At 69.1% G+C, this 25,745-nt stretch carries 26 protein-coding genes; 11 read left to right on the top strand and 15 right to left on the bottom strand.

What is annotated here, in order from left to right; genetic code table 11:
- Positions 1–196: 196 nt before the first annotated feature.
- On the bottom strand, positions 197–1,285 hold the full coding sequence (locus QJS31_RS26175) for an isochorismate synthase MenF (RefSeq protein ID WP_306357982.1): 1,089 nt from the start codon (positions 1,283–1,285) through the stop codon (positions 197–199).
- A 138-nt stretch (positions 1,286–1,423) separates the two neighbouring features.
- On the bottom strand, positions 1,424–1,906 hold the full coding sequence (locus tag QJS31_RS26170) for a universal stress protein (RefSeq protein ID WP_282786282.1): 483 nt from the start codon (positions 1,904–1,906) through the stop codon (positions 1,424–1,426).
- 308 nt (positions 1,907–2,214) lie between these two features.
- On the opposite strand from QJS31_RS26170, the gene QJS31_RS26165 reads away from it, so the two are divergent.
- Positions 2,215–2,661 (top strand): hypothetical protein, encoded by a 447-nt coding sequence (locus tag QJS31_RS26165; RefSeq protein WP_282786281.1) that lies wholly within the window; start codon positions 2,215–2,217, stop codon positions 2,659–2,661.
- Positions 2,658–3,989: an ADP-ribosylglycohydrolase family protein gene (locus QJS31_RS26160; RefSeq protein ID WP_306357981.1), complete on the top strand. Its 1,332-nt coding sequence runs from the start codon at positions 2,658–2,660 to the stop codon at positions 3,987–3,989. The genes QJS31_RS26165 and QJS31_RS26160 overlap by 4 nt, the downstream gene beginning before the upstream one ends.
- A gap of 553 nt (positions 3,990–4,542) precedes the next feature.
- On the opposite strand, the gene QJS31_RS26155 is transcribed toward QJS31_RS26160, so the two are convergent.
- The gene (locus QJS31_RS26155) at positions 4,543–5,865 is read right to left on the bottom strand and encodes an acetyl-CoA C-acetyltransferase (RefSeq protein ID WP_039818075.1); all 1,323 of its coding nucleotides are present in this window, start codon (positions 5,863–5,865) and stop codon (positions 4,543–4,545) included.
- A gap of 161 nt (positions 5,866–6,026) precedes the next feature.
- Between QJS31_RS26155 and QJS31_RS26150 the strand changes: the two genes are divergently transcribed.
- Both QJS31_RS26150 and QJS31_RS26145 read left to right on the top strand, forming a co-directional pair.
- The gene (locus QJS31_RS26150; RefSeq protein WP_282781835.1) at positions 6,027–7,385 is read left to right on the top strand and encodes a 3-oxoacyl-ACP reductase; all 1,359 of its coding nucleotides are present in this window, start codon (positions 6,027–6,029) and stop codon (positions 7,383–7,385) included.
- Positions 7,385–8,251 carry a MaoC/PaaZ C-terminal domain-containing protein gene (locus QJS31_RS26145; RefSeq protein WP_282781841.1) on the top strand — a complete coding sequence of 289 codons (867 nt, stop codon included), beginning with the start codon at positions 7,385–7,387 and terminating at the stop codon, positions 8,249–8,251. The genes QJS31_RS26150 and QJS31_RS26145 overlap by 1 nt, the downstream gene beginning before the upstream one ends.
- A gap of 356 nt (positions 8,252–8,607) precedes the next feature.
- On the opposite strand, the gene QJS31_RS26140 is transcribed toward QJS31_RS26145, so the two are convergent.
- The 3 genes from QJS31_RS26140 to gnd form a co-directional block, all read right to left on the bottom strand.
- Positions 8,608–9,216: a TetR/AcrR family transcriptional regulator gene (locus tag QJS31_RS26140; protein WP_282781834.1), complete on the bottom strand. Its 609-nt coding sequence runs from the start codon at positions 9,214–9,216 to the stop codon at positions 8,608–8,610.
- Between the two features lie 136 nt (positions 9,217–9,352).
- Entirely contained in the window at positions 9,353–10,522 is a 1,170-nt protein-coding gene (locus QJS31_RS26135; RefSeq protein ID WP_306357980.1) for a glycoside hydrolase family 3 N-terminal domain-containing protein, read from the bottom strand.
- 202 nt (positions 10,523–10,724) lie between these two features.
- Complete coding sequence (gnd, locus tag QJS31_RS26130; protein ID WP_282781839.1) at positions 10,725–11,753, bottom strand: phosphogluconate dehydrogenase (NAD(+)-dependent, decarboxylating); 1,029 nt, start codon at positions 11,751–11,753, stop codon at positions 10,725–10,727.
- Positions 11,754–12,087: 334 nt separating this feature from the next.
- Between gnd and QJS31_RS26125 the strand changes: the two genes are divergently transcribed.
- Positions 12,088–13,884 (top strand): VanW family protein, encoded by a 1,797-nt coding sequence (locus QJS31_RS26125; protein WP_306357979.1) that lies wholly within the window; start codon positions 12,088–12,090, stop codon positions 13,882–13,884.
- Between the two features lie 239 nt (positions 13,885–14,123).
- Here QJS31_RS26125 and QJS31_RS26120 read toward each other — a convergent pair whose 3' ends face one another.
- Positions 14,124–15,950 carry an acyl-CoA dehydrogenase gene (locus tag QJS31_RS26120; protein WP_282781837.1) on the bottom strand — a complete coding sequence of 609 codons (1,827 nt, stop codon included), beginning with the start codon at positions 15,948–15,950 and terminating at the stop codon, positions 14,124–14,126.
- Between the two features lie 403 nt (positions 15,951–16,353).
- Between QJS31_RS26120 and QJS31_RS26115 the strand changes: the two genes are divergently transcribed.
- The 3 genes from QJS31_RS26115 (at position 16,354) to QJS31_RS26105 (ending at position 18,569) form a co-directional block, all read left to right on the top strand.
- The gene (locus tag QJS31_RS26115; protein WP_282781829.1) at positions 16,354–16,983 is read left to right on the top strand and encodes an alpha/beta family hydrolase; all 630 of its coding nucleotides are present in this window, start codon (positions 16,354–16,356) and stop codon (positions 16,981–16,983) included.
- Positions 16,984–17,057: 74 nt separating this feature from the next.
- Complete coding sequence (locus QJS31_RS26110; protein ID WP_306357978.1) at positions 17,058–17,912, top strand: alpha/beta fold hydrolase; 855 nt, start codon at positions 17,058–17,060, stop codon at positions 17,910–17,912.
- Positions 17,913–17,951: 39 nt separating this feature from the next.
- Positions 17,952–18,569: a dihydrofolate reductase family protein gene (locus QJS31_RS26105; protein WP_195121204.1), complete on the top strand. Its 618-nt coding sequence runs from the start codon at positions 17,952–17,954 to the stop codon at positions 18,567–18,569.
- Here QJS31_RS26105 and QJS31_RS26100 read toward each other — a convergent pair.
- From QJS31_RS26100 to QJS31_RS26075, 6 genes are all read right to left on the bottom strand, one after another.
- Positions 18,566–19,258, bottom strand: a complete 693-nt coding sequence (locus QJS31_RS26100) for a class I SAM-dependent methyltransferase (protein ID WP_282781823.1) — start codon at positions 19,256–19,258, stop codon at positions 18,566–18,568. The two genes, QJS31_RS26105 and QJS31_RS26100, sit on opposite strands and share 4 nt — an antisense overlap.
- Positions 19,259–19,368: 110 nt before the next feature.
- Positions 19,369–20,478, bottom strand: coding sequence for a DUF4185 domain-containing protein (locus tag QJS31_RS26095; RefSeq protein ID WP_372341773.1), 1,110 nt, complete (start codon positions 20,476–20,478; stop codon positions 19,369–19,371).
- 155 nt (positions 20,479–20,633) lie between these two features.
- Positions 20,634–21,392 (bottom strand): crotonase/enoyl-CoA hydratase family protein, encoded by a 759-nt coding sequence (locus QJS31_RS26090; protein WP_282781753.1) that lies wholly within the window; start codon positions 21,390–21,392, stop codon positions 20,634–20,636.
- Between the two features lie 9 nt (positions 21,393–21,401).
- Positions 21,402–22,175, bottom strand: a complete 774-nt coding sequence (locus tag QJS31_RS26085; RefSeq protein WP_306357977.1) for an alpha/beta fold hydrolase — start codon at positions 22,173–22,175, stop codon at positions 21,402–21,404.
- A 35-nt stretch (positions 22,176–22,210) separates the two neighbouring features.
- A complete protein-coding gene (locus tag QJS31_RS26080) occupies positions 22,211–23,122 on the bottom strand; it encodes a sterol desaturase family protein (RefSeq protein ID WP_306357976.1) in 912 nt (303 codons plus the stop codon).
- Between the two features lie 70 nt (positions 23,123–23,192).
- Complete coding sequence (locus tag QJS31_RS26075) at positions 23,193–24,239, bottom strand: helix-turn-helix transcriptional regulator (protein WP_306357975.1); 1,047 nt, start codon at positions 24,237–24,239, stop codon at positions 23,193–23,195.
- A gap of 66 nt (positions 24,240–24,305) precedes the next feature.
- Between QJS31_RS26075 and QJS31_RS26070 the strand changes: the two genes are divergently transcribed.
- Genes QJS31_RS26070 through QJS31_RS26060 form a run of 3 tightly spaced genes read left to right on the top strand, consistent with a single transcriptional unit; the run spans position 24,306 to position 25,182 of the window.
- Positions 24,306–24,530 (top strand): hypothetical protein, encoded by a 225-nt coding sequence (locus tag QJS31_RS26070; protein WP_282781745.1) that lies wholly within the window; start codon positions 24,306–24,308, stop codon positions 24,528–24,530.
- The gene (locus QJS31_RS26065; protein ID WP_282781743.1) at positions 24,517–24,813 is read left to right on the top strand and encodes a hypothetical protein; all 297 of its coding nucleotides are present in this window, start codon (positions 24,517–24,519) and stop codon (positions 24,811–24,813) included. Before QJS31_RS26070 ends, QJS31_RS26065 begins: the two co-directional genes overlap by 14 nt.
- 42 nt (positions 24,814–24,855) lie before the next feature.
- Positions 24,856–25,182 carry a hypothetical protein gene (locus tag QJS31_RS26060; protein WP_282781741.1) on the top strand — a complete coding sequence of 109 codons (327 nt, stop codon included), beginning with the start codon at positions 24,856–24,858 and terminating at the stop codon, positions 25,180–25,182.
- A gap of 59 nt (positions 25,183–25,241) precedes the next feature.
- Here QJS31_RS26060 and QJS31_RS26055 read toward each other — a convergent pair whose 3' ends face one another.
- Positions 25,242–25,544 carry a DUF1905 domain-containing protein gene (locus tag QJS31_RS26055; protein WP_282781739.1) on the bottom strand — a complete coding sequence of 101 codons (303 nt, stop codon included), beginning with the start codon at positions 25,542–25,544 and terminating at the stop codon, positions 25,242–25,244.
- Positions 25,545–25,553: 9 nt separating this feature from the next.
- The gene (locus tag QJS31_RS26050; protein WP_282781738.1) at positions 25,554–25,733 is read right to left on the bottom strand and encodes a hypothetical protein; all 180 of its coding nucleotides are present in this window, start codon (positions 25,731–25,733) and stop codon (positions 25,554–25,556) included.
- Positions 25,734–25,745 lie beyond the last annotated feature (12 nt).

Here is a 25,745-nt window from a genome sequence, read left to right as displayed (position 1 = left end):
GGTACTCCCATACATCGACGCATGCGTAACTGGAGAGCCAACCTAGCAGGTCGATGGCGGGGAGGCAGACATGTACGTACCGGTAGCCCGGTTGTGGGCGGCTCCGCGCGCGGTCGTCTCCGGATGAGTCCCAGGTCACAGGGCTGATGGCGGGAACAGCACCGATCCGGCGGTGCTAGGTGGGAAGCGCGCAGCGCTAGGTGGGAAGCTCGCAGCGCAGCCTACCCAGGAAGGTGCGCAGCTTCGCGCTGGTTTCGTCGAGTTCGGCGCGCGGGTCGGAGGCGGCGACGATCCCGCCGCCGCCGAAGGCGCGCAGCGCCCGGCGGTCGGCGGACAGCTCGGCGCAGCGGATGGCGACCACCCACTCGCCGTCGCCGTGGGCGTCGCACCAGCCGACCGCGCCGCCGTAGAACCCGCGATCCTCCTCGAGTTCGGTGATGGCGTCGAGCGCGAGGTCGGTCGGGGTGCCGCAGACGGCGGGGGTGGGGTGCAGCAGGACGGCGAGATCGAGGGCGGTGACGTCCGGGTCGCGCAGCCGCCCGGTGATCGGGGTGGCCAGATGCCAGACCTCGGCGGTGCCGATGATCTCCGGCCCGTCCGGAACGGTGAGTTCGGCGCAGACGGGGGTGAGCCGCTCGCGGATCCACTCGATCACGAAGGCGTGCTCGTCGCGGTTCTTGGTGCTGGCCAGCAGTTCCCGCGCCTGGGCGGCATCGTCGGCCGGGTCGGGCCGCCGCGGCAGCGTTCCGGCCAGCGGGCGCAGCGTGACCGTGCGACCGTGCCGGGCGACCAGCACCTCGGGGGTGGCCCCGATGAGCGTTTCGCCGCCACGCCCGGCCGGACCCAGATCTACGGCGAATACGTTCGCATTCGGGTGTCGTGTAATAAGATGCGCCGCAATGACTTCCGGTTCCAACGGCGACTCCGCCGCCGCGATGAGCGAGCGGGCCGCCACCACCTTGCGCAGCGGTTGTCCCGGATCGGCGAGTTGTTCGACCAGTTTGGTCACCCGCGCCACATGCTCTGCCGCACTGGGCATCTCGGTGACGACCCGGACCGGCGGCAGTTCCGGCAGCGCGGCGGGCCGCCACGGTCCGGCGGTGTGCGCGGAGCGCTCGGGTACCGCCAGGGCGGCCGGTCGGCGCGGGTCGAAGGCGAGCGCGCCGACCACCAGTTCCGCCCCCTCCCGCAGTGCCGCCGCCGCGCCCTCAACGGTATCGAGGGCGGCGCGCACACCGGCGGTCCGCAGGACCGCCCCGGGAGTCGCGAGCAGGAATCCGTCCATGATCTTTCCGACCATAGTCCGGTGCCGCGGCCTCTCGGCGGCGGAGCGACGAAGGTCTCAGCGCGCCCCGAAATCCCGGACCGCGACGGTTCCCGGCATCGCCGGGACGGGTGCGGTCGGCGATTCCACGGCGCGGGATCAGTGATCCTTCGGGTCCCGGCCGGGCGGTACCAGCAGGACCGGCCGGTGGCAGTGTTTGAGCACGGCGTCGGCCACGCTGGAGTGCAGCAGCGCCCGGATGCCCGTGGCGCCGCGCGTGCCCGCCACGATGATGTCCACGTCCAGTTCGTCGGCCACGTCCACGATGGCGTTCCAGATGGTGGTGGTGCACTCCACGGTCCGCGCCTCGGCGTTGAGCCCGGCCAGTCCGGCCAGTTTCGCGCCCTCGGCATTGATGTTCTTGGCGTCGGTGTAGGCGACGTCCTCGATCTCCTCGTCGGTCACCCACTCCGGCTGGAGGACGCCGGAGATACCGGACAGCCGCGCGGCCTGGCGCACCATGGGCTCCCATGCGGTGAGCACGACGGCTCGGTTTGCGGTGAGGAAGCGGCCCGCGTATTCGACGGCCCGCCGGGCGTTCTCGGAGCCGTCGTAGGCAATCAGCATCAGGTCGCACGGCATGACGAACCTCCTGGTAGGAGCGTTGGTCCCTGCCTCGAGGGTACCCCGCGACGCGCCGGTTCACCCGCAAGGACGGCGGTGAGTGACACCGTCTCGCGTCGTCCCCGTGTTCTGGGTGTTACCGGCACGTTCGCGCATGCGCACCGGTCGGTACGAACCAGCTGCGGATCGAACACTGTTTGCGAACGATTCACCCAAACCCGTGGCGACCGAACGGGACGGGGTCTTCACTGGATTCGTCGGCCTCGCACCGACGATCGACAATGCCGTCGCCGCGGGAGTATTTCGAGCATCGAGGTGTGTGGATAGTGCGGTTGGAGGAACTGACCACCCCGCAGGACTGGGCGCATGTGTACCGCTCCCTGTTCGGCCTGCCGCATGTCCACGTGACCACGCCGGGGTTCGTGGTGCTACCCCTCGTCGACACCGTCGCGGCGCTGAACACCCCGGAACCGTTGGGGGCGTTGATACTCGGTGAACTGACGGTGCGCGGCATCCCCGGCCCGGTGCTGGTGCGCGAAAAACCGCCGCGCCGGACGTTCCTCGCGGTCTTCGATGGGTACCCCACGGTGGAATGCATCGAACAGTTGGAGCGCAACAGCGTGGATATCGGGCCCCACCGCAGCAATGTCATCCTGCCGACCGGTTTCGGCCGCCACACCCACGAGGGTCGCTGGTGGGCGCGCGCACCCCAACGCGATGAATCGCTGCCGCTGCTGTCGGAGGTGCTGGCCGCCGCGAAAGCGGTGCTGTGAACCCGATCCAGACCGCGTTCTTCGGTCACCACGAGGCCGATCCGCGCGCCCTGCTGCACTACGAATGGCATCAGCGACACGAATCCGGTTGGGCGGTGGACGAGTTCGAGCAGGAGATGCTCGAACTCACCGACACCCAGCGGCCGGTTCCGGCGGCGTGCTGGCGGCTGCTGGACCGCATCGAGGCCGCCGAGCGGGTGCCGGAGTGGCCGTACACGGAGTGGGAGGATCCGCGCGAGCCGGAGCCCGCGGTGCCCGCGCCCGCGCCCGCGGTATCGGTCGCCGAGCTGTCGGACCGGGTGCGCGGCGGATGGTTGGGCCGCTGTGTCGGCTGCACGCTCGGCAAGCCGCTGGAGAACGGATTCGTCTGGACGCCACGACATATCCGCGACTATCTGGAGCCGATCGGCCGGTATCCGCTGCGCGACTATGTTCCGGTGCGGGAGCCGATGCCCGAAGGGTACGAATTGCATTGGACCTGGCGGGAATCCACGCTCGGCAATATCGCGGGCTGTCCGCGTGACGACGACATCGACTACACCATTCTCGGCCTGCACCTGATCGAACGGCACGGCACCGAGTTCACCCCCGACGATGTGGCGGCGCTGTGGCTGGAACATCTCCCGTTCCTGCAGACCTACACCGCCGAACGCGTCGCCTACCGCAACCTCATCGACGGTTACCTGCCGCCCGCGACCGCCACCCATCGAAATCCCTACCGCGAGTGGATAGGCGCGCTGATCCGCGCCGACATCTACGGTTACGTCTGTCCCGGCGAACCGGCCCGCGCCGCCGCCCTGGCCGCCCGCGATGCCTCGCTGTCGCACACCGGCAACGGCGTCTGGGCCGCGAGCTGGGCCGCCGCGCTCACCGCCGCCGCCTTCACCGCCCCCGATCCCGAGACCGCCCTGGCGGCCGCGCAGGCCGTCGTCCCAGCGCGCTCCCGCCTCGCGGTGGCGCTCGCCGAGGTGGCCGACGATCGTGCCCGCGACCTGACCTGGAACCAGGCCGTGGCCGCCATCCACGCCCGCCACGGCCACTACAACTGGGTGCACGCCATCGGCAACGCCTGCCTGATCAGCGCCGGACTGCTCTGGGGCGAAGGCGATTTCACCCGGACCATCGCCCTCACCGTGCAGGGCGGCTGGGACACCGACTCCACTACCGCCACCGCGGGCTCGGTGGCGGGCATCCTCACCGGCGCCCACGCCATCCCCACCCATTGGACCGCCCCTCTCCAAGACCGCGTCCACAGCTCGGTAGCCGGTTACTGCGACCCCCACATCACCGACCTGGCCACCCGCACCCTCACCCTTCTCACACACTGATTCCCGGCCCCCTGTCGCCCCGCCCAGGCACCTGTACCGCTGCGCTTGGGCAGTCTGCGCCAGCGGCGCAGGGTGGGCAAGCGCAGCACACTCCAACCACGCGCTTATCCCCCCGCACAGCTTCGCCCCCCAGCCCACCCGCACAGCTTCGCCCCCCCAGCCCACCCGCACAACTCCGCCCCCAGCCCACCCGCGCAGCTCCAACCCCCGGACCGCCCGTGCGTCCCGCGCGATCCCCGGACCGTCTGAGCGGCTTCGATCCCGAACTGCGCGAGCGTCCCGCGATCCCAGACTGCCTGACCGGCGGTTGGGTTGCTGTCGATCGCGACGCTGCCCTGCTGCGTCGTGGCCATGGCGCTGCCGCTGCTCGGCATGGGCGAGAAGACCGTGGAGATGGATCGGCGGCTGAACGGCTTCGAGCCGACTGCCCGAGTAACCCCGAATCCGGATCGCCGCGCGACCTCGAATCCCGCACCGCGGCACCCGGTCCCGCATATGCGACGGGCGGCCCCGGTTCACCCGAACCGGGGCCGCCCGCGTAACTCCGGACCGTCTACCGCTCGACGATCGCGACCACACCCTGGCCGCCCGCCGCGCAGATGGAGACGAGCGCCCGGCCCCCGCCCTTCTCCTCCAGCAGCTTGGCGGTCTGCGCGATGATGCGCCCACCGGTGGCGGCGAACGGATGGCCCGCCGCCAGCGAGGATCCGTTCACGTTCAGCTTGGTGCGGTCGATCGGCCCCAGCGCGCCGTCCAGGCCCAGCCGCTCCTTGCAGTACTGGTCCGACTCCCACGCCTGCAGGGTGGCGAGCACCACGGAGGCGAACGCCTCGTGGATCTCGTAGTAGTCGAAGTCCTGCAGCTTCAGCCCGTTGCGCGCCAGCATGCGCGGCACCGCGTAGGTGGGGGCCATCAGCAGACCGTCCGGCCCGTGGATGTAGTCGACGGCCGCGACCTCCGAATCCACCAGGTAGGCAAGCGGCTTCAGGTTGTGCGCGGCGGCCCACTCCTCGGAGCCGAGCAGCACCGCGGACGCGCCGTCGGTGAGCGGGGTGGAGTTGCCCGCGGTCATGGTGGCGTCGCCCAGCTTCACGCCGAAGACCGGCTTCAGGGTGGACAGCTTCTCGATGGTCGAGCCGGGTCGCAGGTTGTCGTCGCGGGTAAGCCCGAGGAACGGGGTGACCAGGTCGTCGAAGAAGCCGCGGTCGTAGGCGGCCGCCATGTTCTTGTGCGACAGGTAGGCCAGCTCGTCCTGCGCCTCGCGGGCGATGCCGAACTCCTTGGCGGTGATGGCGGCGTGCTCACCCATGGACAGCCCGGTGCGCGGTTCGGCATTGCGCGGGATCTCGATGCCGACCATGGACGGGCGCAGGCGGCCGACCAGCTTCACGTAGTCGGAGTTCTTGCGGGCGCGGTTGGCGTCGAGCATCCACTCGCGCATGGATTCGCTGACGCCGATCGGCGCGTCGGAGGTGGTGTCGGTGCCGCCGCCGATGCCGGATTCGATGCGGCCCAGCGCGATACCGTCGCCGACGGTCACGATGGACTGCAGGCCGGTGCCGCAGGCGAGCTGCAGGTCGTGGGCGGGGGTGTAGGGGGACAGGGTGGAGCCGAGCACGCTCTCCCGGATCATGCCGTGCTCACCGACGCGCTTGAGCACCGCGCCGCCGACGACCATGCCGAGGCGCTCGCCCTGCAGGCCGTACCGGGCGACCAGTCCGTCCAGCGCCGCGGTGAACATGTCCTGGTTGGAGGCGTGCGCGTACTTGCCGTCGGAGCGGGCGAACGGAATCCGGTTGCCGCCGAGGATGGCGACGGGGCGCGCCTGCTTGGTGTTCTTGGCCGCGGCCTTCGCCGAACGGGCTTTGGTGGTCACTCGAGTCTCCAGTGTCTCGTCGGGGTCCGGCATGCCCGGTCGGTGGGATCGGGCCTGGTTTACATTAAACTTACTCTGGAGTAAGTTCATTGTCGACACCGTACCCGCCCATGTGCGCGACATCGCTTCCGGGCACCGACGAGAAGAGAAGGTAGGAACCAGTGGCTGCCAGCAAGAGCAAGGGCGCTCCCAACCTGTACGGATCGTTCATCCACTCCGCCCCCGGCGCGTTCCTGGCGAGCAAGCTGGGTCTGCCGCAGCCGGAGACCCTGCGCCGCTACCGGGCCGGTGAGCCCGCGCTGCCGGGTCCGGTACTCGTCGGCGGCAAGGGTCGCGTCGCCGACGCCGTGCGGAACCTGCTCTCGGACTACACCTTCGTCGATGCGGTGTCGCCGGGCGTGAAGTTCGGCGCGCTGGTCTTCGACGCCACCGGCATCCGCACCATCGAGGAGCTCGAGCAGCTGTACGAGTTCTTCCAGCCCGCCATGCGCAGCATCGCTCCCTCCGGCCGTGTGCTGGTGGTCGGCACCACCCCCGAGCTGGCCGCGTCCGTGGACGAGCAGATCGCCCAGCGCGCGCTCGAGGGCTTCACCCGCTCGGTCGGCAAGGAACTGCTGCGCGGCGCCACCTGCAACCTGGTGTACCTGCACCCGGAGGCCGCGGCCGCCGCCACCGGCCTGGAGTCCACCCTGCGCTTCATCCTCTCGGCCAAGTCGGCCTTCGTCGACGGCCAGGTCTTCCGCGTCGGCAAGGACGACTCCACCGCCCCCGCCTCCTGGGACAAGCCCCTGGACGGCAAGGTCGCCGTGGTCACCGGCGCGGCCCGCGGTATCGGCGCGACCATCGCCGAGGTGTTCGCGCGCGACGGCGCGACCGTGATCGTGGCCGACATCCCCGCCGCCGGTGAGGCGCTGGCCGAGACCGCCAACAAGGTCGGCGGCACCGCGCTGGCTCTCGACGTCACCGCCCCGGACGCCGCGGAGAAGATCGCCGAGTTCGCCACCGAGCGCTTCGGCGGCGTCGACATCATCGTGCACAACGCCGGTATCACCCGCGACAAGCTGCTCGCCAATATGGACGAGGGCCGCTGGAACTCGGTCATCAACGTGAATCTGGCCGCTCCGCACCGCATTACCGAGGGCCTGGTGGCCAAGGGCGCGCTCAAGGAGGGCGGCCGCGTGATCGACGTGTCCTCCATCGCCGGTATCGCGGGCAACCGCGGCCAGACCAACTACGGCGCCTCCAAGGCCGGTGTCATCGGCATGGTGAACGCCGAGGCTCCGAAGCTGGCGGAGAAGGGCATCACCATCAATGCGGTGGCCCCGGGCTTCATCGAGACCGCCATGACCGCCGCCATTCCGCTGGGCACCCGCGAGGCGGGCCGCCTGCTGTCCTCGCTGCTGCAGGGCGGTCAGACCGTGGATGTGGCCGAGACCATCGCCTACTTCGCGTCCCCGGCCTCGAACGCGGTGAGCGGCAACGTGGTTCGCGTCTGCGGCCAGGCCCTGATCGGAGCATGATGACCGAGACCATCACGCTCACCGAAACCCCGAAGAACAGCAGCCTTTTCGTCAAGGCGGCGCTGGGGGCCATTCCGGTGCCGGGTCTGTCGAACCGGCCGTCCACCCTGCCCGACCGGGTGGTGAAGTTGCGGGGGCTGCGGGTCGATCCCGATCACCTGTCGGCGTACTGCCGGGCCACCGGTCTGCGCTTCGGCGACGCGCTGCCGCTGACCTACCCGTTCATCCTGAGCTTCCCGCTGGCCATGCAGCTGGTGGTGGCCCGCGACTTCCCGTTCGTCGCGGTGGGCGCGGTGCACGCGCAGAACCTGATCGAGCGCACCCGCGACATCTCGGTGTCGGAGCCGCTGGATTTCGAGACCCATATCGAGAACCTGCGCGAGCACCCCAAGGGCCTGCTGGTGGACGCCGTCACCGCGGTGAGCGTCGGCCGTGAGCAGGTGTGGCGGCAGGTCACCACCTTCCTGCACCAGCAGCGCACCTCGCTGTCGGGCGGCCCTAAGCCCGAGCCCAAGCCGGACGAGGTGCCGCCGCCGCCGATGCGCCAGACCCGGGTGGATCAGCAGATGATCAACCGGTACGCCGCGGCGTCGGGTGACCACAACCCCATCCACACCTCGGTGTTGGGGGCCAAGGCGTTCGGCTTCCCGAAGCCCATCGCGCACGGCATGTGGTCGGCGGCGAACGTGCTCGCCAATATCGAGGGCCGTGTCCCCGGCAAGGCCACCTACGACGTCAAGTTCGGCAAGCCGATCCTCCTGCCCTCCACGGTGAACGTCTACGCCGACCAGGTGGAAGGCGGTTGGGACCTGGCCCTGCGCCACCCGAAGAAGGGGTACCCGCACCTGACCGCTACGCTGCGTTGAGTTGCCGGGCGGTCGGATCTCTCGACCGCCCCGCGCGAAGCTCGACCCCGGACCAGGGGGACCGGAGCCGCGCACCGTCCCAACCGAATGTCGGCTCGCAGGGGTATCGACATCCGGTTCGGTGACACGGTGCGCGGCTCTGTGCTTTCACCCCCGATCACAGCGCCTCGCACATCCCGGATCCGGGTCGGAGGCGCTCGCATCACGATCCCGCGAGCGCCGCCCCCGGCTCGGTCGCCCGCTGCCGCTTCGCACCGGCGGCCCGCCCCCGCTCGGGCGCGGTGCCGCCATATGTGCGGCGAGTGCGCAGGCCCGGCCGTACTCGTCGAATCCACACTCCGCTCGGCGGGAACTCGCTACTCGGCGGACGGTTCGGGTTTGCGCCCCGCCAGACCGCGCCAGGCCAGGTTGTCCAGCAGGTCGACGGCCTGGCGGACCTCCACCTCACCGCTGGCGACCCGGTCGGCGATGGCCTCGCCCGCCCCGATCACCGCGACGGACACGATCTCGAAATTGGTGCCCGGTTCGGCGTACTTGGCGCTGGATTCCAGCAGTTTGGCGGTGAGTTCGATGATCCGGTCGCGGCTGTTGATGATGTCCGGCGCGAACGGTTGCTGGTTCAGCGCCTGCCGGTAGAGCACCTGCCAGGACAGCCGGTTGTTGTCCACGTAGGACAGGAAGGCCTCGAGGCCCGCCCGCAACTGCTCGTGCGGGGTCAGTTTGGGGTTGCCCGCCACCGCGACGGCCTCGATGAAGCGCATGCTCTCGCGGTGGATGCAGGCGCGGAACAATTCGTCCTTGGAGCCGTAGTACAGGTACAGCATGGGCTTGGAGATCTTGGCCTCGGCCGCGATCGCGTCCATGGAGGTGTCGTGATAGCCCTTGTGCGAGAACACCGTTACGGCGGCGTCCAGCATCTGCTGCTCACGAACCGCCCGGGGTAGCCGCTTCGTTCCGCCTGCCATCCACACTCCTAGGACATGTCGAAACCCTTATCTTACTCCATGGTAAGTTCCGCGAGCTCAACATTGCGGAAGATTCGCTCGCGATACGCACCGTGCAGCGTCGATAAGGGCTTCTCGGTCGCCGGTCGTCCAGACGTCAGCAGCGCGGCCCAGTGCCCTTGAACCTTGCCATGCGCAGTACCGAGGCATCCACCTGGCTACCCGGCAGACGGCCACTGGCGACCGCCTGCTCGAGTCGGTCGAGCACGCTCGTCACCGCGTCTGTGGTAATCCACAGGGCATTGTCCGCCCCCGCGACCAGGGCGGATTCCACCGCCTCCGCGATCGACATGCGGCTGGTAATGGCCGCCATGCCGCCCAGATCGTCGGTGAATATCACTCCGTCGAAGGGTGCCGCACCGTAGCCGGTACCGGTGCGCAGCAGTGCCATCACCTCGGGACTGATACTCGCGGGCACATTCGGGGTGGTGAGTCCGGGCACATCGAGATGTCCGATCATGACCGCCGCACCGGATTCGATCAGCCCCCGAAACGGCACCAGATCGCGGTCCAGCAGCTGTTCCAGCGGCGGCGTGCGCACCGCGCCGGTGTGCGAATCGCCCGACCCCGCGCCGTGGCCCGGGAAGTGCTTCATGACCGTGCCCACCCCGGCCTCGTTCATGGCCCGGATGAACGCCCCGGCGTACTCCGTGACCACCTGGGGATCGTCGGAGTAGGACCGGTCGCCGATCACCGAGTCGTCGGGCTGGCTGCTCACGTCCACATCGGGCGCGAAGTCCACGGTGATGCCGAGCGCCTTCATCTTCCGGCCGCGCTCCAGGCTGAGCTGGTAGTACTCCTCCACACTCATGGTCTGGGCGACCACCCGCGCCGACGGGGCCGAGCCGATGAGGTCGCGCAGCCGCGACACCCGCCCGCCCTCCTCGTCCACGGTCACCATGAGCGGGGTGCGCGACGCCGCCAGCACCGCGTCGATCTGGTGCTGGGCCAGCAGCGCCTTATCGGTCCAGCCGCCCACGAAGATGCCGCCCACCTGCTCGGTGCGCACCACGTTCTCCGCGTCCGCGGCGTCGGTGACGCCCACGGTGATCAGCTGCGCCAGCTTCTGCCGCAGCGTGAACTGCGCCAGGTAGCCCGCGGCGCAATCCTGTTGCGCCGCAGTGCTGGTCGTTTCGGTGGTGGTGTCGGTGGCACCGGTGGTGGTGGCGGTCCGGTCTGCGGCGGTCTCGCCACCGCCACCGCCACCGGAGCATGCGGTCAGCACGACCGCGGCCATGGCGAGCACGATCCCGGGGAAGATGCGCATGCCCCGACGGTAGCCGCCACCGGCACGGCCGCCCACCCCGACTCCAGGGTGCTGTCGCGCGTCGGTGGGGTCGAGGTGGCGCGCGCCGCCGTATCCACCCGAGCCGAATGCCGGGTACGCGGGGACGGTCGGCGCGACCGCGGTGATGTGTCGGCGGATGTGCGGGGCCCCGTCGGCGCGACCACGGTGATCCGCGTGGCGGCTACTTCCCGGGTAGTTCATGGTGCCCGCCGAACGCCTGGCGCATGGCGGAGAGCACCTTGTCGGCGTACAGCGATTCACCGCGCGAGGAGAAGCGCTGGAAGAGCGCGGCGGCGAGCACGGGTGCGGGCACCCCCTCGTCGATGGCGGCGTCGAGGGTCCAGCGGCCCTCACCGGAGTCGGAGACGCGACCGCCGAAGGAGTCCAGGTTCGGGTCGGCGTGCAGTTCGGCCGCGGTGAGGTCGAGCAGCCAGGAGGCGACCACCGAACCGCGCCGCCACACCTCGGTGACCTCGGGGATGTCGATGTCGTAGCAGTAGTGCTCGGGATGTTCGAGCGGCGTCACCTCGGCGGAGTGCTCGACATCCCGCTGCTTGCCCACATTCGCCTTGTGCAGGATGTTCATGCCCTCGGCGTAGGCGGCCATGGCCCCGTACTCGATGCCGTTGTGCACCATCTTCACGAAGTGGCCCGCGCCCGCTGGGCCGCAGTGCAGATAGCCCTGCTCGGCGGGCGACGGTTCGCCGGTGCGGCCGGGGGTGCGCGGTGCGGCCTCGACCCCGGGGGCGATGGACTTCAGCAGGGGTTCGAGGTATTCCACCTGTTCGGCCTCGCCGCCGATCATCAGGCAGAAGCCGCGGTCGCGGCCGAACACGCCGCCCGAGGTGCCGATGTCCAGGTAGTGAATCCCCTTGGGCCGCAGCGCTTGCGCCCGTGCGATGTCCTCGTGGTAGCGGCTGTTGCCGCCGTCGATGATGATGTCGCCGGGCTCCAGCAGGTCGGCGAGCTGGTCGATGACCGCGCCGGTGGCTCCGGCGGGGATCATCACCCAGACCACGCGGGGGGTCTCCAGCATGGCCACGAACTTCGGCAGGTCGGTGGTGCCGGAGAAGCGGTCGCCGAGTTCCGCGCCGAGCTCGTCGACATGCGGGCCGTTGCGGTCGTATCCCACCGCGGTGTGCCCGGCGGCGGCGATGCGGCGCACGATATTGGCGCCCATCCGGCCCAGGCCGATCATTCCCAGCTGCATACTCATCTCCCTCGAGTCGTCTCGATCCTCGGCGTGGCCGAGCGCTGCGGTAGCAACCTCCTCGATTGTCCCGCTCGCCGGTTTCGGGTTTTTTCCGGGATTCCCGGGCGCGGGGTGTAACGCATGCTGACGGGGCTCGATAGAGAGGGTGGCTCCGTGCTGTTGCCAGACCCCCGACCCGGCAACCGCACGGGGCTCTTTCCTTGTTCAGTGACCTGTTGCACAGGGTTTGCCGTGGGCCAGGGAATCGTCGGATGCCGGTGTCTCCCACTATGGTGTGCGGTGAACTCGCGTGCGCGGGTGCCCTTTTCTCCGACCATCGGGAGGGTGGTTCGTGACCAGCGGATCCAGTACCGGCCGCCACACGCCGACTCGGAACACCGGTCCGGAGCCCGCGCCCGGTACCCGGTTCCTCGACTCGGCCACCGCCCGCCGCGCCGGAATCGCAGCCGGTGTGCTGATGGCGCTGTCCGGTATCGCCTACGCCGCGGACTGGGCGATGTCCTCCGGCGAGGTGCCGCGCGGGGTCCAGGTGGCGGGCATCGATATCGGCGGCATGGACCGCGCCGCCGCGCAGTCGGTCCTGGAGCTGGAGCTGAACAGCCGCGCCACCCAGCCGCTGACCGTCCGCGTCGGCGACGAGAGCGCGACCTTCGTGCCCGCCAATGCCGGTCTGGGGGTGGACTGGACCGCCACCTGGGACCGGATCGGCGGCCAGCCGCTCAACCCGTTCGTCCGGCTGGCGTCGCTGTTCACCGATCGTGCGGTGTCCCCGGTCGCCGATGTCGACGACGCGGCGCTGGATCGGCAGGTGCAGGAGCTGCGCGCCTTCGATCTGCAACCGGTCGAGGGCACAGTGCGTTTCGAGGACGCCAGACCCGTGCCGGTGTATCCGGTGCCGGGTCGGGTACTGGACGCACCGGCCGCCCGCACCACCCTGCTCGAGCACTGGGCCGACGGCGGCGTCCTGGACCTGCCGGTGATCTCGACCCGCGCGGAGGTGACGCGGCAGGGCGTGGACACCGCGGTGAGCACCCTCGCCGAACCCGCCGTGCAGTCACCGGTGACCTTCACCGGCAAGGGCGGCAACGGGACCCTCGAACCCGCGCAGCTCGCGACCGTGCTGCGCTTCACCCCCGACGGTCACGGTGGTCTGGCCCTCGCCTACGACAACGATGCCGCGATCGCCGCGCTCGCACCGCAGCTGGCGCCGACCGAGGTGGAGCCGAAGGACGCCACCTTCGAACCCGGCGGCAACCGACTCACGCTGGTGCCCGCCGTGGTGGGCGACAAGATCTCCTGGCCGAAGACCCTCGAGGCGCTCCCGCAACTGGTGAGCGCCACCGGTGAGCGCACCGCGGCGGTGGTCTACGAGCCGGTGCAGCCCGAGCTGACCACCGAGGCCGCCGAGAAGCTGGGCCTGGTCGAGGTGGTGGGCTCGTTCACCACCGGCGGATTCAGCGGGCCGTCCGGCGTCAATATCCGCACCGTGGCCGCCAAGGTGAACGGTGCGATCGTGCTGCCCGGAGATACCTTCTCGCTCAACGGTTTCACCGGTACCCGCGGGGCCGCCGAGGGCTATGTGGAATCCGGAATCATCGACAAGGGCCGCCCCAGCACCGCGGTCGGCGGCGGTATCAGCCAGTTCGCCACCACGCTCTACAACGCCGCCTACTTCGCCGGTATGGAGGACGCGGGGCACACCGAGCACAGCTACTACATCTCGCGCTATCCGGCCGCGCGTGAGGCCACGGTCTTCGACGGCGCGATCGACCTCCAGTTCCGCAACAACACCCCCTACGGCGTCTACATCGAGGCCAGCGCCGACAGCTCCACCGTCACCGTGCGCCTGTGGAGCACCAAAACCGTTGATGTGGAATCCATCCCGGGTCCCCGCACCAAGGAGACCGAACCCACCACCATCACCCTCCCCAAGGGCGACGACTGCATCGCCACCGAGGGCGCGCCCGGTTTCACCACCTCCGACACCCGCGTCATCCGCGACTACCGCACCGGCAAGGAGATCTCCCGCCACACCCGCACGGTGAAGTACGACCCCATCCCGGTCGTGAAGTGCGTAGCGCCGGGCGAGGATTCGGGTGAGGACGCGGACGAGGATTCGGGCCGCTGACCTTCTCTCCTGCCGAATATCTCCACGGCGCAACACCATCGGGTTATCCACCAGCTGTGGATAACCCGATGCACAGCTGTGGATAACCGATGTGAGTTGTTACCTGAGGTAACCGAATCGACATATGCCGTTGGTCTTTTCGACAGGCACGGCCCGTGCTGGGGACAACGCCCCGCACATAGCACAACGGCCCGGGATCACCGGGCCGTTGTGTTGTCTTCCGGTATGGAAGGGCTACGTCAGAACGCGGCCTCGTCCAGCTCCATGATGTCGTTGTCGAGGTTCGACAGGACGGTGCGGACGGAGGTCAGCTCCGGCAGGACATTGCGGGCGAAGAACTGCGCGGTGGCAACCTTGCCCTGGTAGAAGGGCTCGGTCGAGCCGCCGTCGAGGGCCTTGATGGCGACCTCGGCCTGCGCCAGCAGCTGCCAGCCGATGAGCAGGTCACCCACGGCGAGCAGGAAGCGCACCGAACCCAGGCCGACCTTGTACAGCTCCTTCGGATCCTGCTGGGCGCCCATCAGGTGCCCGGTCAGGGTGGCGGCCATGGCCTGCACATCCTCGAGGGCGGTGGCGAGCAGCTTGCGCTCGGCCTTCAGACGGCCGTTGCCACCCTCGCGCTCGATGAACTTCTGGATCTGACCGGCCACGTGGGCCAGCGCCACACCGCGGTCGCGGGCGATCTTGCGGAAGAAGAAGTCCTGCGCCTGGATGGCGGTGGTGCCCTCGTACAGCGAGTCGATCTTGGCGTCGCGGATGTACTGCTCGATCGGGTAGTCCTGCAGGAAGCCGGAGCCACCGAAGGTCTGCAGCGATTCGGTCAGGTACTGGTAGGCGCGCTCGGAACCGACACCCTTGACGATGGGCAGCAGCAGGTCGTTGACGCGGAAGGCCACGTCGGAGTCCGCACCCGAAACCAGCTGTGCGACATCCTCGTTCTGGTGCGCGGCGGTGTACAGGTACACGGCGCGCAGGCCCTCGGCGTACGCCTTCTGCATGGCCAGCGAACGACGCACGTCCGGGTGGTGGGTGATGGTGACGCGCGGCGCGGTCTTGTCGGTCATCTGGGTCAGGTCGGCACCCTGCACACGAGTCTTGGCATACTCGAGGGCGTTCAGGTAGCCGGTCGACAGGGTGGCGATGGCCTTGGTGCCGACCATCATGCGAGCGTTCTCGATGACGTCGAACATCTGCGCGATGCCGTTGTGTACCTCGCCGACCAGCCAGCCCTTGGCGGGCACGCCGTGGCCGCCGAAGGTGACCTCACAGGTGGCCGAGACCTTGATGCCCATCTTGTGCTCGACATTGGTGACGAACACGCCGTTGCGCTCACCCAGGGTCTGGGTCTCGAAGTCGAAGTGGTACTTCGGCACGTAGAACAGCGACAGGCCCTTGGTGCCCGGTCCCGCGCCCTCGGGGCGGGCCAGCACCAGGTGCATGATGTTCTCGAACAGGTCGTCGGAGTCACCCGAGGTGATGAAGCGCTTGACGCCCTCGATGTGCCAGGAGCCGTCCTCCTGCTGGACGGCCTTGGTGCGGCCCGCGCCGACGTCCGAACCGGCGTCCGGCTCGGTCAGCACCATGGTGGCGCCCCAGTTGCGGTCGGCGATGACCTGGGCCCACTTCTTCTGCTCGTCGGTGCCGTTGTTGTAGAAGACCTGCGCGAAACCGGCTCCGGCGGCGTACATCTGGGCCGCGGGATTGGCGCCGAGGATCATTTCGCCCAGCGCCCAGCCGATGACGCTCGGGGCGCCGAGGCCGCCGAGCTCCTCGCGCACCGGAACCTTGGACCAGCCGCCGTCCTCGAGGGCGCGGTAGGACTTCTTGAAGGACTCCGGCAGGGTGACGGTGTGGGTGGCCGGATCGAAGGTCGGCGGGTTGCGGTCGGCGTCGGCGAAGGACTCCGCGAGCGGGCCCTCGGCGAGGCGGCGGACCTCCGCGAGCATTTCCTTCACCGTGTCGGTGTCGAGATCACCGTAGGCGCCGCCGTCGAGGAGGCTGCCGATGCCGAGCACCTCGAAGAGGTTGAACTCGAGGTCGCGAACATTGCTCTTGTAGTGACCCATGGCCGTGTACTCACTCTCCATTGAGATGGGTGCGGTTCGGTGGTTGCCGTTCCCGCCCGTCGGTCCTCCGGCTAGACAGCGTAAAGGCAGGCTACTAGCGGGTAACTTATGCGCCATGTTACCCACGGGTAGGGCCTCCGCCAAGAACATCTCGGCCCAATGTGACGAGAAGCACGCGGGTTGCTGATCGCCCGCGGCCGCCTTGCGCCCGAGGGATTTCCGTTGTCGCAGCTAGGGGGCCATCCGGGCAGGTGGGGGCGGGTTGCCGCGCACCGTGCGCGATCATCCACGGTGAGGTCGGCGGGGCGGGGAATCGGACGTATCGGACCCATCGGCACTTGCCACGCAGCGCCCCGGGGTGTGGCGCGCGCGGGTCGGCCGGGCGGGTGGATACCGTGCGTTCATGCGCATCGAGACGAGTGCCGGACCGGCCGAGGTGGAGATCGCCCGACCCGCGGGGAAGGCCGCGTTCCTGCTGGTGCTGACGCACGGATCCGGCGGCGGCACGGATGCGAAAGATCTTCTCGCCGTGCGTGATCGGGCACTCGCACTGGGCGGGGCGGTGGCCCTGGTGACACAGCCCTACCGGGTGGCCGGGCGGCGCGCACCCGGCTCGGCCGTCGCCCAGGACGCGGCCTGGCAGGAGATCGTCGCCGCCGTGCGCGCGAAGTTCGCGAAACTCCCCCTCGTCCAGGGCGGCCGCAGCAACGGCGCGCGCGTGGCCTGCCGCACCGCCGGCGCGGTCGGCGCGCGGGGCGTGGTGGCGCTGTCGTTCCCGCTGCATCCGCCCGGGAAGCCGGAGAAGTCCCGGCGCGAGGAACTGCTCGCCCCCGGGGATATCGAGGTCGTCGTGGTGAACGGGGCACGGGATCCCTTCGGCATCCCCGAGCCCGGCGACGCCGCCGAAGTGCGGGTGATCCCCGGCCAGGCACACTCCTATCGGGCCGGTTTCGACGACATCGCCGAGACGGTCGAGACCTGGCTGCGCCGCTGGACCGCGGCCGACCCGACCCGGTCCCGGGCGCGCCGATGAATTTCGGAACGCACCGCCGTCCCCATCGGTGTTCGCCGCACACAGGTGCGCGAGCCGGACGAAAGGAATGACCCGTGGAGACCATCACCACGCCCGCCGGAATCACCCTCGCATTCGATCGGTACGTGGGCGGTGACGCGGGCACGGTGATCCTGATCGGCGGCGCGTTCGGCTATCGCGAATTCCCGAAGATGGTGGAGTTGGCGCGGCGGCTGGCCGACGAATACGGGCTCACGGTGATCAATTACGACCGGCGCGGTCGTGGCGACAGCAGTGACGTGCCGGGGATCTACAACGTCGAGAACGAGATCAACGACCTGCTCGCGTTGCTGGAGGCGGTCGGCGGCAGCGCGACCCTGCTCGGCTGGTCCTCGGGTGCGGTGCTGGCGCTGCGGGCGGCGCATTCCGGTCGGGTGCCGGGCATCACGGGTGTGGTGGCCTTCGAACCGCCGGTGGTGGCCACCCGCGACCACTACGTTCCGCCCGCCGATCTGGACAAGAAGCTGCACGAACTGATCGCGGCCGACCAGCGCGGCACGATCGTGCGCTACTACATGGTCAGGGCCATGGGGGTGCCGCGCATGTTCGTCGCCGCCATGCGTCTGTCCGGATTCTGGAAGAAGCTGACCGCCACCGCGCCGTCGACCGCGCACGACTGGGCGGTCATGGCTCCCTTCATGCGCGGCACCGCGCTGCGCCCCGCCGACTGGGCCGGGGTCACGGTGCCGACGCTGGTGATCTCCGGCGGCCGCAGCGGCGCGCTGTTGCAGGCCGGGGCACGGGCGGTCACCGAGGTGCTGCCCAATGCCCGGCACGTGGAGATCCCCAAGCTGAGCCACGATCCGGATATCTCGCTGCTGCTGCCGCCGGCCGGTGAATTCATTTCGGGTACAGGCGAATATGCGGATTGGTCACCCGCGAAACCGTAGGCTCGCGACCGAGTCCGATTCATCCTCAGGAGCTATCCGATGCGAAAGATCACCGCAGGACTTTTCATTTCCCTCGACGGCGTCATCGAAGACCCGCAGGACTGGCATTTCCCGTACTTCGACGACGATATGGGCGAAGCGGTCGGCGCACAGCTCGGTGGTGCCGATACGTTGCTGCTCGGCCGCAATACCTACGACAGTTTCGCCGGTGCCTGGCCGGAGCGCGAGGCCGCGGGCGGGGACGACGCCGTCTTCGCCAAATCGCTCGGTGACGCCCGCAAAGTCGTTGTCACACACCGAGAGCTGGATTCGGACTGGCGCAATTCCGAGGTGCTGAGCGGTGACCTGCTCACGGCCGTGCGGGCGCTCAAACAAGAGCCCGGTGCGACCGATATCGCCATGAGCGGTTCACCGTCGGTTGTGCGTCAGCTGCTCGCCGCCGGTCTGCTCGACGAACTGCACCTGATGGTGCATCCGATCGCGGTGCGCAAGGGAATGCGGCTGTTCGACGAGGGCGATCCGATTCCGCTGAAACTGCTGTCGGCGCGCACCTTCTCCTCGGGTGTGCAGTACCTGGTGTACACCTCGGCGGACGCTCCCGTGGACGGCGGATACGAGCAGGCGAAAACCCATCTCCCCCATACGGAGCAGGGCTAGGACTCCAGTTCCTTCGAAACCTCCGGCGCGGGGGCGGGCTTGGTGGCGATCACCAGGGCGTCGATGGCATCGCGGTGCTCGGTCGGGCGTTGCAGCCGCTCGGCCACCCGCACTCGGATACGGTCGCCGGCCGGGGCGAGATCGGCCACGATGTCCTCGGCGGTGAACAGCAGCGCCGGATCCGATTCGCCGCCATAGCCTTCGGTGAGATTGCGGGTGTCGTGGCCGAGGACCAGCAGCACACCCTCGGGCGAGAGCATGTCGACGGCGCGCAGCAGCAGCGACCGCCGCTGCTCCGCGGGGAGATGGACGTAGGCCAGCAGCACCAGTTCGTAGGGGCCGGTGATCCCGAGGGCGTCGAGATCGGTGATATCGCCGTAGCGCCAGTCGATGCGGTTGCGCACCGACCGCGACAGTCGCGAGGCCACCGTGCGGCCCTTGTCGATGCCGACCTGTGCGAAATCGACCGCGTCCACCTGCCAGCCGTGGGTGGCCAGCCACATGGCATTGGCTCCCTCGCCGCAGCCGAGGTCCAGCACCCGCGGCAGTTCGGGGCGCGGCTCGCCGGGGCCGCCCGGCGGGAACCGCCGCTCCAGCCCGAACACCTGCTCGACCACGGTCGCGCTCGGCGGTGCGCCCCAGACCAATTCGGTGCTGGCGTACTTCTCGTCCCACGCGGCGGCGTCCATACCCCGAGTCTATGAGCGCACCCGGCCCCGTCGGTGGGCGGCGGTCCGTGACCGGAAACGAGAACGGCCGCGACCACACCGTGGTCGCGGCCGGAGATCGGGGGCGCGCGCTACAGCCTGGTGCGCATGAGGAGCACGTTGTACTGGCTGTGCACCGTGGTGAGGAAGTACAGGTCACGCCCGGTCTGGTACGGGAAGATCGACGGCGCGTACGCGGTGGGGAGTTCCCGCGCGTCGATCAGCACCTCCGGCCCGCTCCACGGCCCCTCCGGACTGGGCGCGCGGTGCATGACCACCGAATTCCACGGGTCGGTGGTGAGCATGATGTATTGGCCCAGGTAGTCGTTCCACATGACCGACATCTCGGCCACGCCGCCGCCGATCACCGGGGTCGCGGCGTTCACGTCCTCGCGCACCCACTTGCCGTCCGCGAAGTACTCGTACTGCGTCAGATCGCCGATGGCGGCCTCCGGCACTCGTGCCAGGAAGGCGGGGTTGTCGCGGCCGGAGGCGGTGCCGTACTCGTAGACGAAGCCGTCCGCCTTCAGGAAGGCGTTCATCTGGAAGTTGGCGTTGCCGCCCTCGTCGGGCCGCCGGGTGGCGGGCAGTTCCACCCAGTTCTCGCCATTGTCGCCGGAGACCGCGAGGCCGGAGAAGTTGGTGGTCCATTCGCCGGGTTCATCCCAGCTGTGCACGGACATGAGGCTCATGTACTGCACCCCGCCCACCGAGATGCCCGCGGTGGGAATGCGGCTGATCTCGATGAAGGGGATCTTGGGGCTGGGGATGAGGTCGCGCGCCTGCCCGAACCAGTCCCGCACCACCGAGTCGAAGTAGATGCCGTTCGACGGATCCTTGGTGTGCGAGCGCACCAGGATGTTGGAGCGCCAGGCCCAGGTGCTGCCGACCAGCAGGTTGGGGAAGCCGAGTCCGGCGGTATCACCGAAGGCGGTGAGCATCTCACCGTGCCCGTTGTCCCACATGATGCCCAGATCGGTGCCGAGCACGTTGTAGGACTGGGTGTTGTTCGGGCTGGCCATACCGGTCACCTGGAACACCGCCTTGGTGCGTCCGGGCAGGTTGGGTAGGCCGTGGGTGCCGTTGAGCACCGGAATGGGGTTGATGGCGTTCGGGTTGGCCGCAGCCGGTGAGGTCGCGGTGAGGAGCAAGGCCGTGGTTCCTGCCAGGGCGGACATGAGCAGGGATGCGGTCTTCGTCAACGCGGACAAACCTCCGGTTCTCGCCGAACAAGTGCGCGGGCCGTGCCCAACCTACGGACCACGCGGTCATTCGGCTCGCTGGCAAAGTGTGAAGATGCTAACAGCGCGACCGGGGCGGGTGGGATCGCAAACCGACTTGTTTGCTGTGAATTGCCTTACTTGTTGTCTTTCCGGCCCAGGGCTTGACGCAGGATCAGCGGCAGTTGGGTGGCGCGCTCGATGGCGAAGGTGCGCCGCAGCGACGACTCCCAGGAGCGGTCGAACAGCCGTTTGGCGCTCGCCACCGCGTGCGGGGAGCGCGCCGCGATGCGGTCCGCGAGCTTCTCCGCCTCGGCCCGCGGATCCGCGGCCACCTCGGTGACCAGGCCGATGCGCTGGGCGTAGGCGGCGTCCACCGGATCGGCGGTCATGGTGAGCAGCAGCGCCTGATCGATGCCGACGAGCCGGGACAGCGTCGCCGCACCGGTCATATCCGGGATGAGACCGTGCTTGGCCTCCATTACCGCGAATTCGGAATCCGGTGTGACGAAACGGAAGTCGGCGGCCAGGGCGAGTTGCAGCGCGCCGCCGTAGCAGCGGCCGTGCACCACCGCGATCACCGGTTGCGGCAGTCGTCGCCACGCCCAGCAGGCTTCCTGGAAAGTATTGGTGCCGCGCCAGGGCAGCGGAATGAAGTTGGGCACGATCGACATCGGATTGCCCATGGCCTTGGCGACATCGAGGCCGCTGGAGAAGCTGGGTCCGTTCCCGGACAGGATGACCGTGCGAATATCACTGCGCCCCTGAATGGTTCCGGCGACCCGGACCAGTTCCCGCAGCATCTCGACGGTGAGCCCGTTGTGCTTGTCGGGCCGGTCCAGGGTGACGTAGGCGCGATCGCCCTCGAAGGTCAGCTCGATATTGTCGCGTGCCATGCTCATTCCTCACTTCTGGTCCAGGAGCAGCCGCGCACAGCCCTCCGGATCGTCGTAGAAGGGTGTGTGGCCGCTGCCGCGCAGGGTGACGTGCCTGGCGGTCGGGAGCAACTGCCGGGCGCGGCGGCTCTGCGTGGCGTAGGTCAGCAGAATGTCACGATTTCCCCAGGCGATGGTCACCGGGATATCGGGCAGCGCCTCGGCGGTGACCGGCCGCACCCGGGTGAACGAGGCCAGCGCCGCGTCGAAACCGCCCGCGCCGAGCAGTCCCTCCACGGTGAGCACCGCGGCGTCGGCGGGCAACTGCCAGGGTTTGCCGAACACCAGGCCCATGAGGGCGCTGCGCCCCGCGGTCGTGCCGAGCAGGGTGGGCACGGCCGGGCGCAGCAGCTGACAGAGGTTCTTGGCTCGGCCCAATGCCTGCTGACACCAGATGCGGCCGGGGGTGTCCCAGAATCCGATGGGGGAGTAGGCGGTGACGCTGCGCGCCAGTCCGCGCGCGGCCAGGTCGAGCACGATGTGGCCGCCCATGGAGTTGCCCGCCAGATGCGGCCGCTCGATGCCCTGCTCGGTCAGGAAGTCGGCCAGCGCATCGGCGAGGGCGGGCACATCGGTGCGCGGAAGCGGCTGACTGGTGCCGAATCCCGGCAGGTCGACGGCGATCACCTCGAACGACCCCGCGAGCAGGTCGATGGTCGGCCCCCATACCTGCCACCGGCTGCCCACCCCGTGCACGAGGACCAGTGGATCGCCCGCCCCCGCCCGGTGGTGGTTCAACGTCATGGCCAACCTCCCGTGAACTGCACCGACGCCTCACCCTAACAACGCGGCGCCTCCCGCCAATCGAGATTTCCGGCCGTCTCCGCGCGGTCGGTGGGGACGCAGGCGCCGCTGGCCCGGAAGGGTTCGACCAGCTGGGCGAGGTAGCCCGCGGGGTAGTTCGGTTTGGCGGCCATGCCGAGGTCGGCGCTGGTGAAAGCGCGGCCTGGGTCGTAGGAGTAGGTGCGCAGCGCGTGATCCCAGATCAGGGTGAACAGACCGAAATTCACATCGCCGATACCGGCCCATTTGAGGTGATGGAAGCGATGCGCCTGATTGAGGGCGAGCACCGCGCGCAGCGGTCCGACCCGATAGTCGACATTGGAGTGTTGCAGCAGCAGTTGCACGGCGACGGCGAACGCCAGCGCGGCGGCCACGTCGCCGGGCAGACCCAACAGGATGAGCGGCGTGACGCCGACGACCGTCTCCAAGGTCTGGTGCAGCGGATGTTTCATCAGGCCGTTGAAACCGTAGGACCGGGTGATGCTGTGGTGCACCGCGTGCAGCCGCCACAGCGCGGGGACCTTGTGGCTGGCCAGATGGGTGAGGGTGATCCCGAGGTCGGCGACCAGGATCGCGATCAGGACCTGCACCACGAAGTGCAGGTCCCGCGGCCACACCCCCTCGAACGGGATCAGCGCGGCCAGCAGCGGAAGGGAGGCAACGCTGGCCAGCGTGAGCAGTTCGTTGACGACCGCGTGGGCGATATCGCGTCGGTCGTCGTCGTGGTCGGTATTCCAGTCGTCGAGGTAGGGCAGTGCGCGTTCGGCGGCGAAGGAGACCCCGATCGCGAGCAGGAGCAATGGCAGCAGCCACAGCTTCGAACGGCCGGTGGCGAGCATCGCGAAGGCGGTGCCGTTCACGGCCAGCAGCATGAAGGGCACGTAGCCGTAGCGGACGAGAGTGTGCATGCGCCAACCCTGCTGGTCACCGGCCCACTTCGACTTGAACGGATTCGCTACGACCGCTTGAACGGATTCGCTACGACCGCACCAGCGCCACCCGCCGCACCAGTTCCGACGGTGCCAGCCCGAACATCTCGTGACACACCCGGGTCAGGTGGGCACTGTCGGCGAACCCGGCGGCATGCGCCGCGGTGGTCAACGTGCCGCCCAGCCGTGCATGCTCCATGGCGTGGCGCAGGCGCGCCCACCGCAGATACGGCGGAAACCCCATCCCCACCTCCTCGGCGAACAGATGCCCCAGCCGACTCGCGGAAATCCCCACCGCCTCCGCCAGGTCGCGCAATCGCACCGGCCCGTCCAACATCCCCGGCAACAGCGCCAGCGCCCGCCGCAGCGCGGGATGCTCCGGTCCCGCCCCGCCGCCCTCGGCGCCGACCAGCCTCGCCAGCAGATCCGCGGCCAACCCGCTGTCCGCGGGCAACCCGCTGTCCGCGGGCAACCCGCTGTCCGCGGGCAACCCGCTGTCCGCGGTCGGCGTGCCCGTGGTCGACCCGCCTGCGGTCGGTGCGTGTGTGGCCGGTGCCGCTGCGGCCGCGTGCGCCGGAGGTCCGCCCACCGCGGCACCGTGCCTGCTTGGGCAGGCTGCGCCAGGGGCGCTGGGTGGGCAAGCGCAGCGGCACGCGCTGACCGGCGCACCCCTTTCCGCCGCGCTAACGCCACTCGCATTCCGCGTGGAACGCGGTGTGTCGGCACGCGGTGGTTCGCCATGGGGGTGGAGTAGTGGCGTGCGATCCAGCGGCGCGGCGGCTCGCACCCAGGCGGCGGCGGAGCCGAGCGGCAGGCCGGTCTCGCGCACGCGGGTGTTCAGTGCCCGCCCGAGCGCCGAGGATGCGTCGGCGAAGATGAGCAGACCCGTTGCCGCACCGATCATCTCGTGGGTCTGCCCGGCCGGGATCAGCGCCGCCCGAGCCTCTTCGAGGTTCCCGTCGGCATCCCGCACGCCGATCCGGCCCGCGGTCGCGAACACCAGTTGCGCCGCCGCGTGGTGGTGCCGGTGCGCGTGCCCGATGCGCCCGGTGTAGGTCAGCGTTCCCGGCCGCAGCATGGCCGTTCCTTCCCACATGGGCATTTCTCCTGTCCCCGCCCCATCGGCCTTCTCATCGGCCTTCTCATCGGTACGATAAAAGGTATGGCAACCCGTAAGGTGACTTTGTCGCTGGACGAGGCCGCCTGGTCGTACGCCGAACAGGCCGCCGCTCGGGCCGGTATGTCGCCGTCGGCGTGGATTTCCCGCGCCGCGCGGCGCGAAGCGGTCCGGACCGGCTGGGGTCCGGCGCCCGACCCGGCGGAACTCGCCGCGATGGACGAGGCGGAGTTGGCGGCCGCCGAGAAGGAGTTGCGTGCGCAGGGGTGAACTCTGGGTCTACCACCCGCACGGCACGCCCCGACGCCGCAATATCATCCTCATCAGCAGCGACGGCATCAACGAGTCGCCGCGCCCGTGGCTGATCGCCGCGGAGGTGCTGGATGAGGATCCGCTGGATATTCTCGCCGTGCCCATTCCTGGGCACGGCTGGGTGCACGCCGGGAATCTGGGCCGCATCTATCGCCCCTGGTTGGCGGAGCGCATCGGCGCGGTGGACACCGAGACCGAGGAGCGCATCGACACAGCCCTGCGCGCGGCCATGGATCTGTGAGAAGGTTCCTCCGGCATTCCGCTCGTGAGAATCGAGGTACCCGTGAGGATTTCCCTGCTCGCCGCCGCGTTCGTCGCCCTGCCGCTGCTCGCCGCGTGCGGTAGCGACAGCGACGAGGCTCCCGCCGTCACGCAGGCGGACCTGTCCAAGGCACTGCAGGACAGCGGCCTCAAGGACACCGCCCTGGCCGACTGCGCGGCGAAGATCTATGTGGATCAGGGGATCTCGCAGGAGGGCCTGCGCGTCATGATCGACAAGGAAGCGAATGTGACCGGCTCGGTGGAGCCCGAGGAACTCGGCATGAGCAAGGAGGACTCCGACAAGGCCAAGGCCGCCACCAACCGCATAGTGTCGGAGTGCCTGCAATAGTCGACGGCGACGGTCGGCGGCAGCGAGTCCGGATGGGCCGGTATGCGACCCATCCGGACTCACACCAGGACCGTGATCTCCACCCGCGCCGAATCCCCTGCGGACAACCCCTCTGATATCCGCACGGGCTTCTTCACGGGCAGTAGATACGTTCCTCGCTTCTTGTCCGGGAACAGCGATGTCGCCCACCGGCTCGCGCCGATGACGACCTCCACCCGAACCGACCCGAACCCACCGACCCGATGCCCGTACATCTCCTCGATCTCATCGGCGATCGCCTCCGGCACGTCGAGGAAGTACCAGGCGGCGGGCCCGTCGTACTCCCAGAGTTCGGCGGTGAACGAGTAGTGGTCGTGGGCCATGGCGCGAGATTATCCGGGGGGACCGACAGGCGGTCGGTGCGCGCTGGGCGTCGATGTCGTTGTCGGCGAGGAGAAGTCCTGCGGCGGCGTGGGATCGCAGGCATGGAACGCGAGTGCCAGGACGACGAAGGCCGCCCCGGCGATCAGCGCGCCGTTGCGCGAGGTGTGCGGGTTCGGGGGAGAGCTCATGTTTCCTACGTG

The sequence above is a fragment of the Nocardia sp. CC213A genome, from assembly GCF_030766805.1.
Classification (GTDB): Bacteria; Actinomycetota; Actinomycetes; order Mycobacteriales; family Mycobacteriaceae; genus Nocardia; species Nocardia otitidiscaviarum.
The sequence above is the reverse complement of the archived record's forward strand: the minus strand, read 5'-3'. Positions and strand labels throughout refer to the sequence as shown.

Bases quoted from the DNA above. Each gene is read 5' to 3' on its own strand.
- QJS31_RS26100 (WP_282781823.1), bottom strand. From the start codon at position 19,258: ATGGACGCCGCCGCGTGGGACGAGAAGTACGCCAGCACCGAATTGGTC.
- QJS31_RS26135 (WP_306357980.1), bottom strand. From the start codon at position 10,522: ATGCGCATCTTCCCCGGGATCGTGCTCGCCATGGCCGCGGTCGTGCTG.
- QJS31_RS26050 (WP_282781738.1), bottom strand. From the start codon at position 25,733: ATGAGCTCTCCCCCGAACCCGCACACCTCGCGCAACGGCGCGCTGATC.
- QJS31_RS26105 (WP_195121204.1), top strand. From the start codon at position 17,952: ATGCGAAAGATCACCGCAGGACTTTTCATTTCCCTCGACGGCGTCATC.
- QJS31_RS26120 (WP_282781837.1), bottom strand. From the start codon at position 15,950: ATGGGTCACTACAAGAGCAATGTTCGCGACCTCGAGTTCAACCTCTTC.
- QJS31_RS26055 (WP_282781739.1), bottom strand. From the start codon at position 25,544: ATGGCCCACGACCACTACTCGTTCACCGCCGAACTCTGGGAGTACGAC.
- QJS31_RS26080 (WP_306357976.1), bottom strand. From the start codon at position 23,122: ATGCACACTCTCGTCCGCTACGGCTACGTGCCCTTCATGCTGCTGGCC.
- QJS31_RS26145 (WP_282781841.1), top strand. From the start codon at position 7,385: ATGACCGAGACCATCACGCTCACCGAAACCCCGAAGAACAGCAGCCTT.
- QJS31_RS26175 (WP_306357982.1), bottom strand. From the start codon at position 1,285: ATGGACGGATTCCTGCTCGCGACTCCCGGGGCGGTCCTGCGGACCGCC.
- QJS31_RS26085 (WP_306357977.1), bottom strand. From the start codon at position 22,175: ATGACGTTGAACCACCACCGGGCGGGGGCGGGCGATCCACTGGTCCTC.
- QJS31_RS26070 (WP_282781745.1), top strand. From the start codon at position 24,306: ATGGCAACCCGTAAGGTGACTTTGTCGCTGGACGAGGCCGCCTGGTCG.
- QJS31_RS26170 (WP_282786282.1), bottom strand. From the start codon at position 1,906: ATGCCGTGCGACCTGATGCTGATTGCCTACGACGGCTCCGAGAACGCC.
- QJS31_RS26090 (WP_282781753.1), bottom strand. From the start codon at position 21,392: ATGGCACGCGACAATATCGAGCTGACCTTCGAGGGCGATCGCGCCTAC.
- gnd (WP_282781839.1), bottom strand. From the start codon at position 11,753: ATGCAGCTGGGAATGATCGGCCTGGGCCGGATGGGCGCCAATATCGTG.
- QJS31_RS26115 (WP_282781829.1), top strand. From the start codon at position 16,354: ATGCGCATCGAGACGAGTGCCGGACCGGCCGAGGTGGAGATCGCCCGA.
- QJS31_RS26140 (WP_282781834.1), bottom strand. From the start codon at position 9,216: ATGGCAGGCGGAACGAAGCGGCTACCCCGGGCGGTTCGTGAGCAGCAG.
- QJS31_RS26075 (WP_306357975.1), bottom strand. From the start codon at position 24,239: ATGTGGGAAGGAACGGCCATGCTGCGGCCGGGAACGCTGACCTACACC.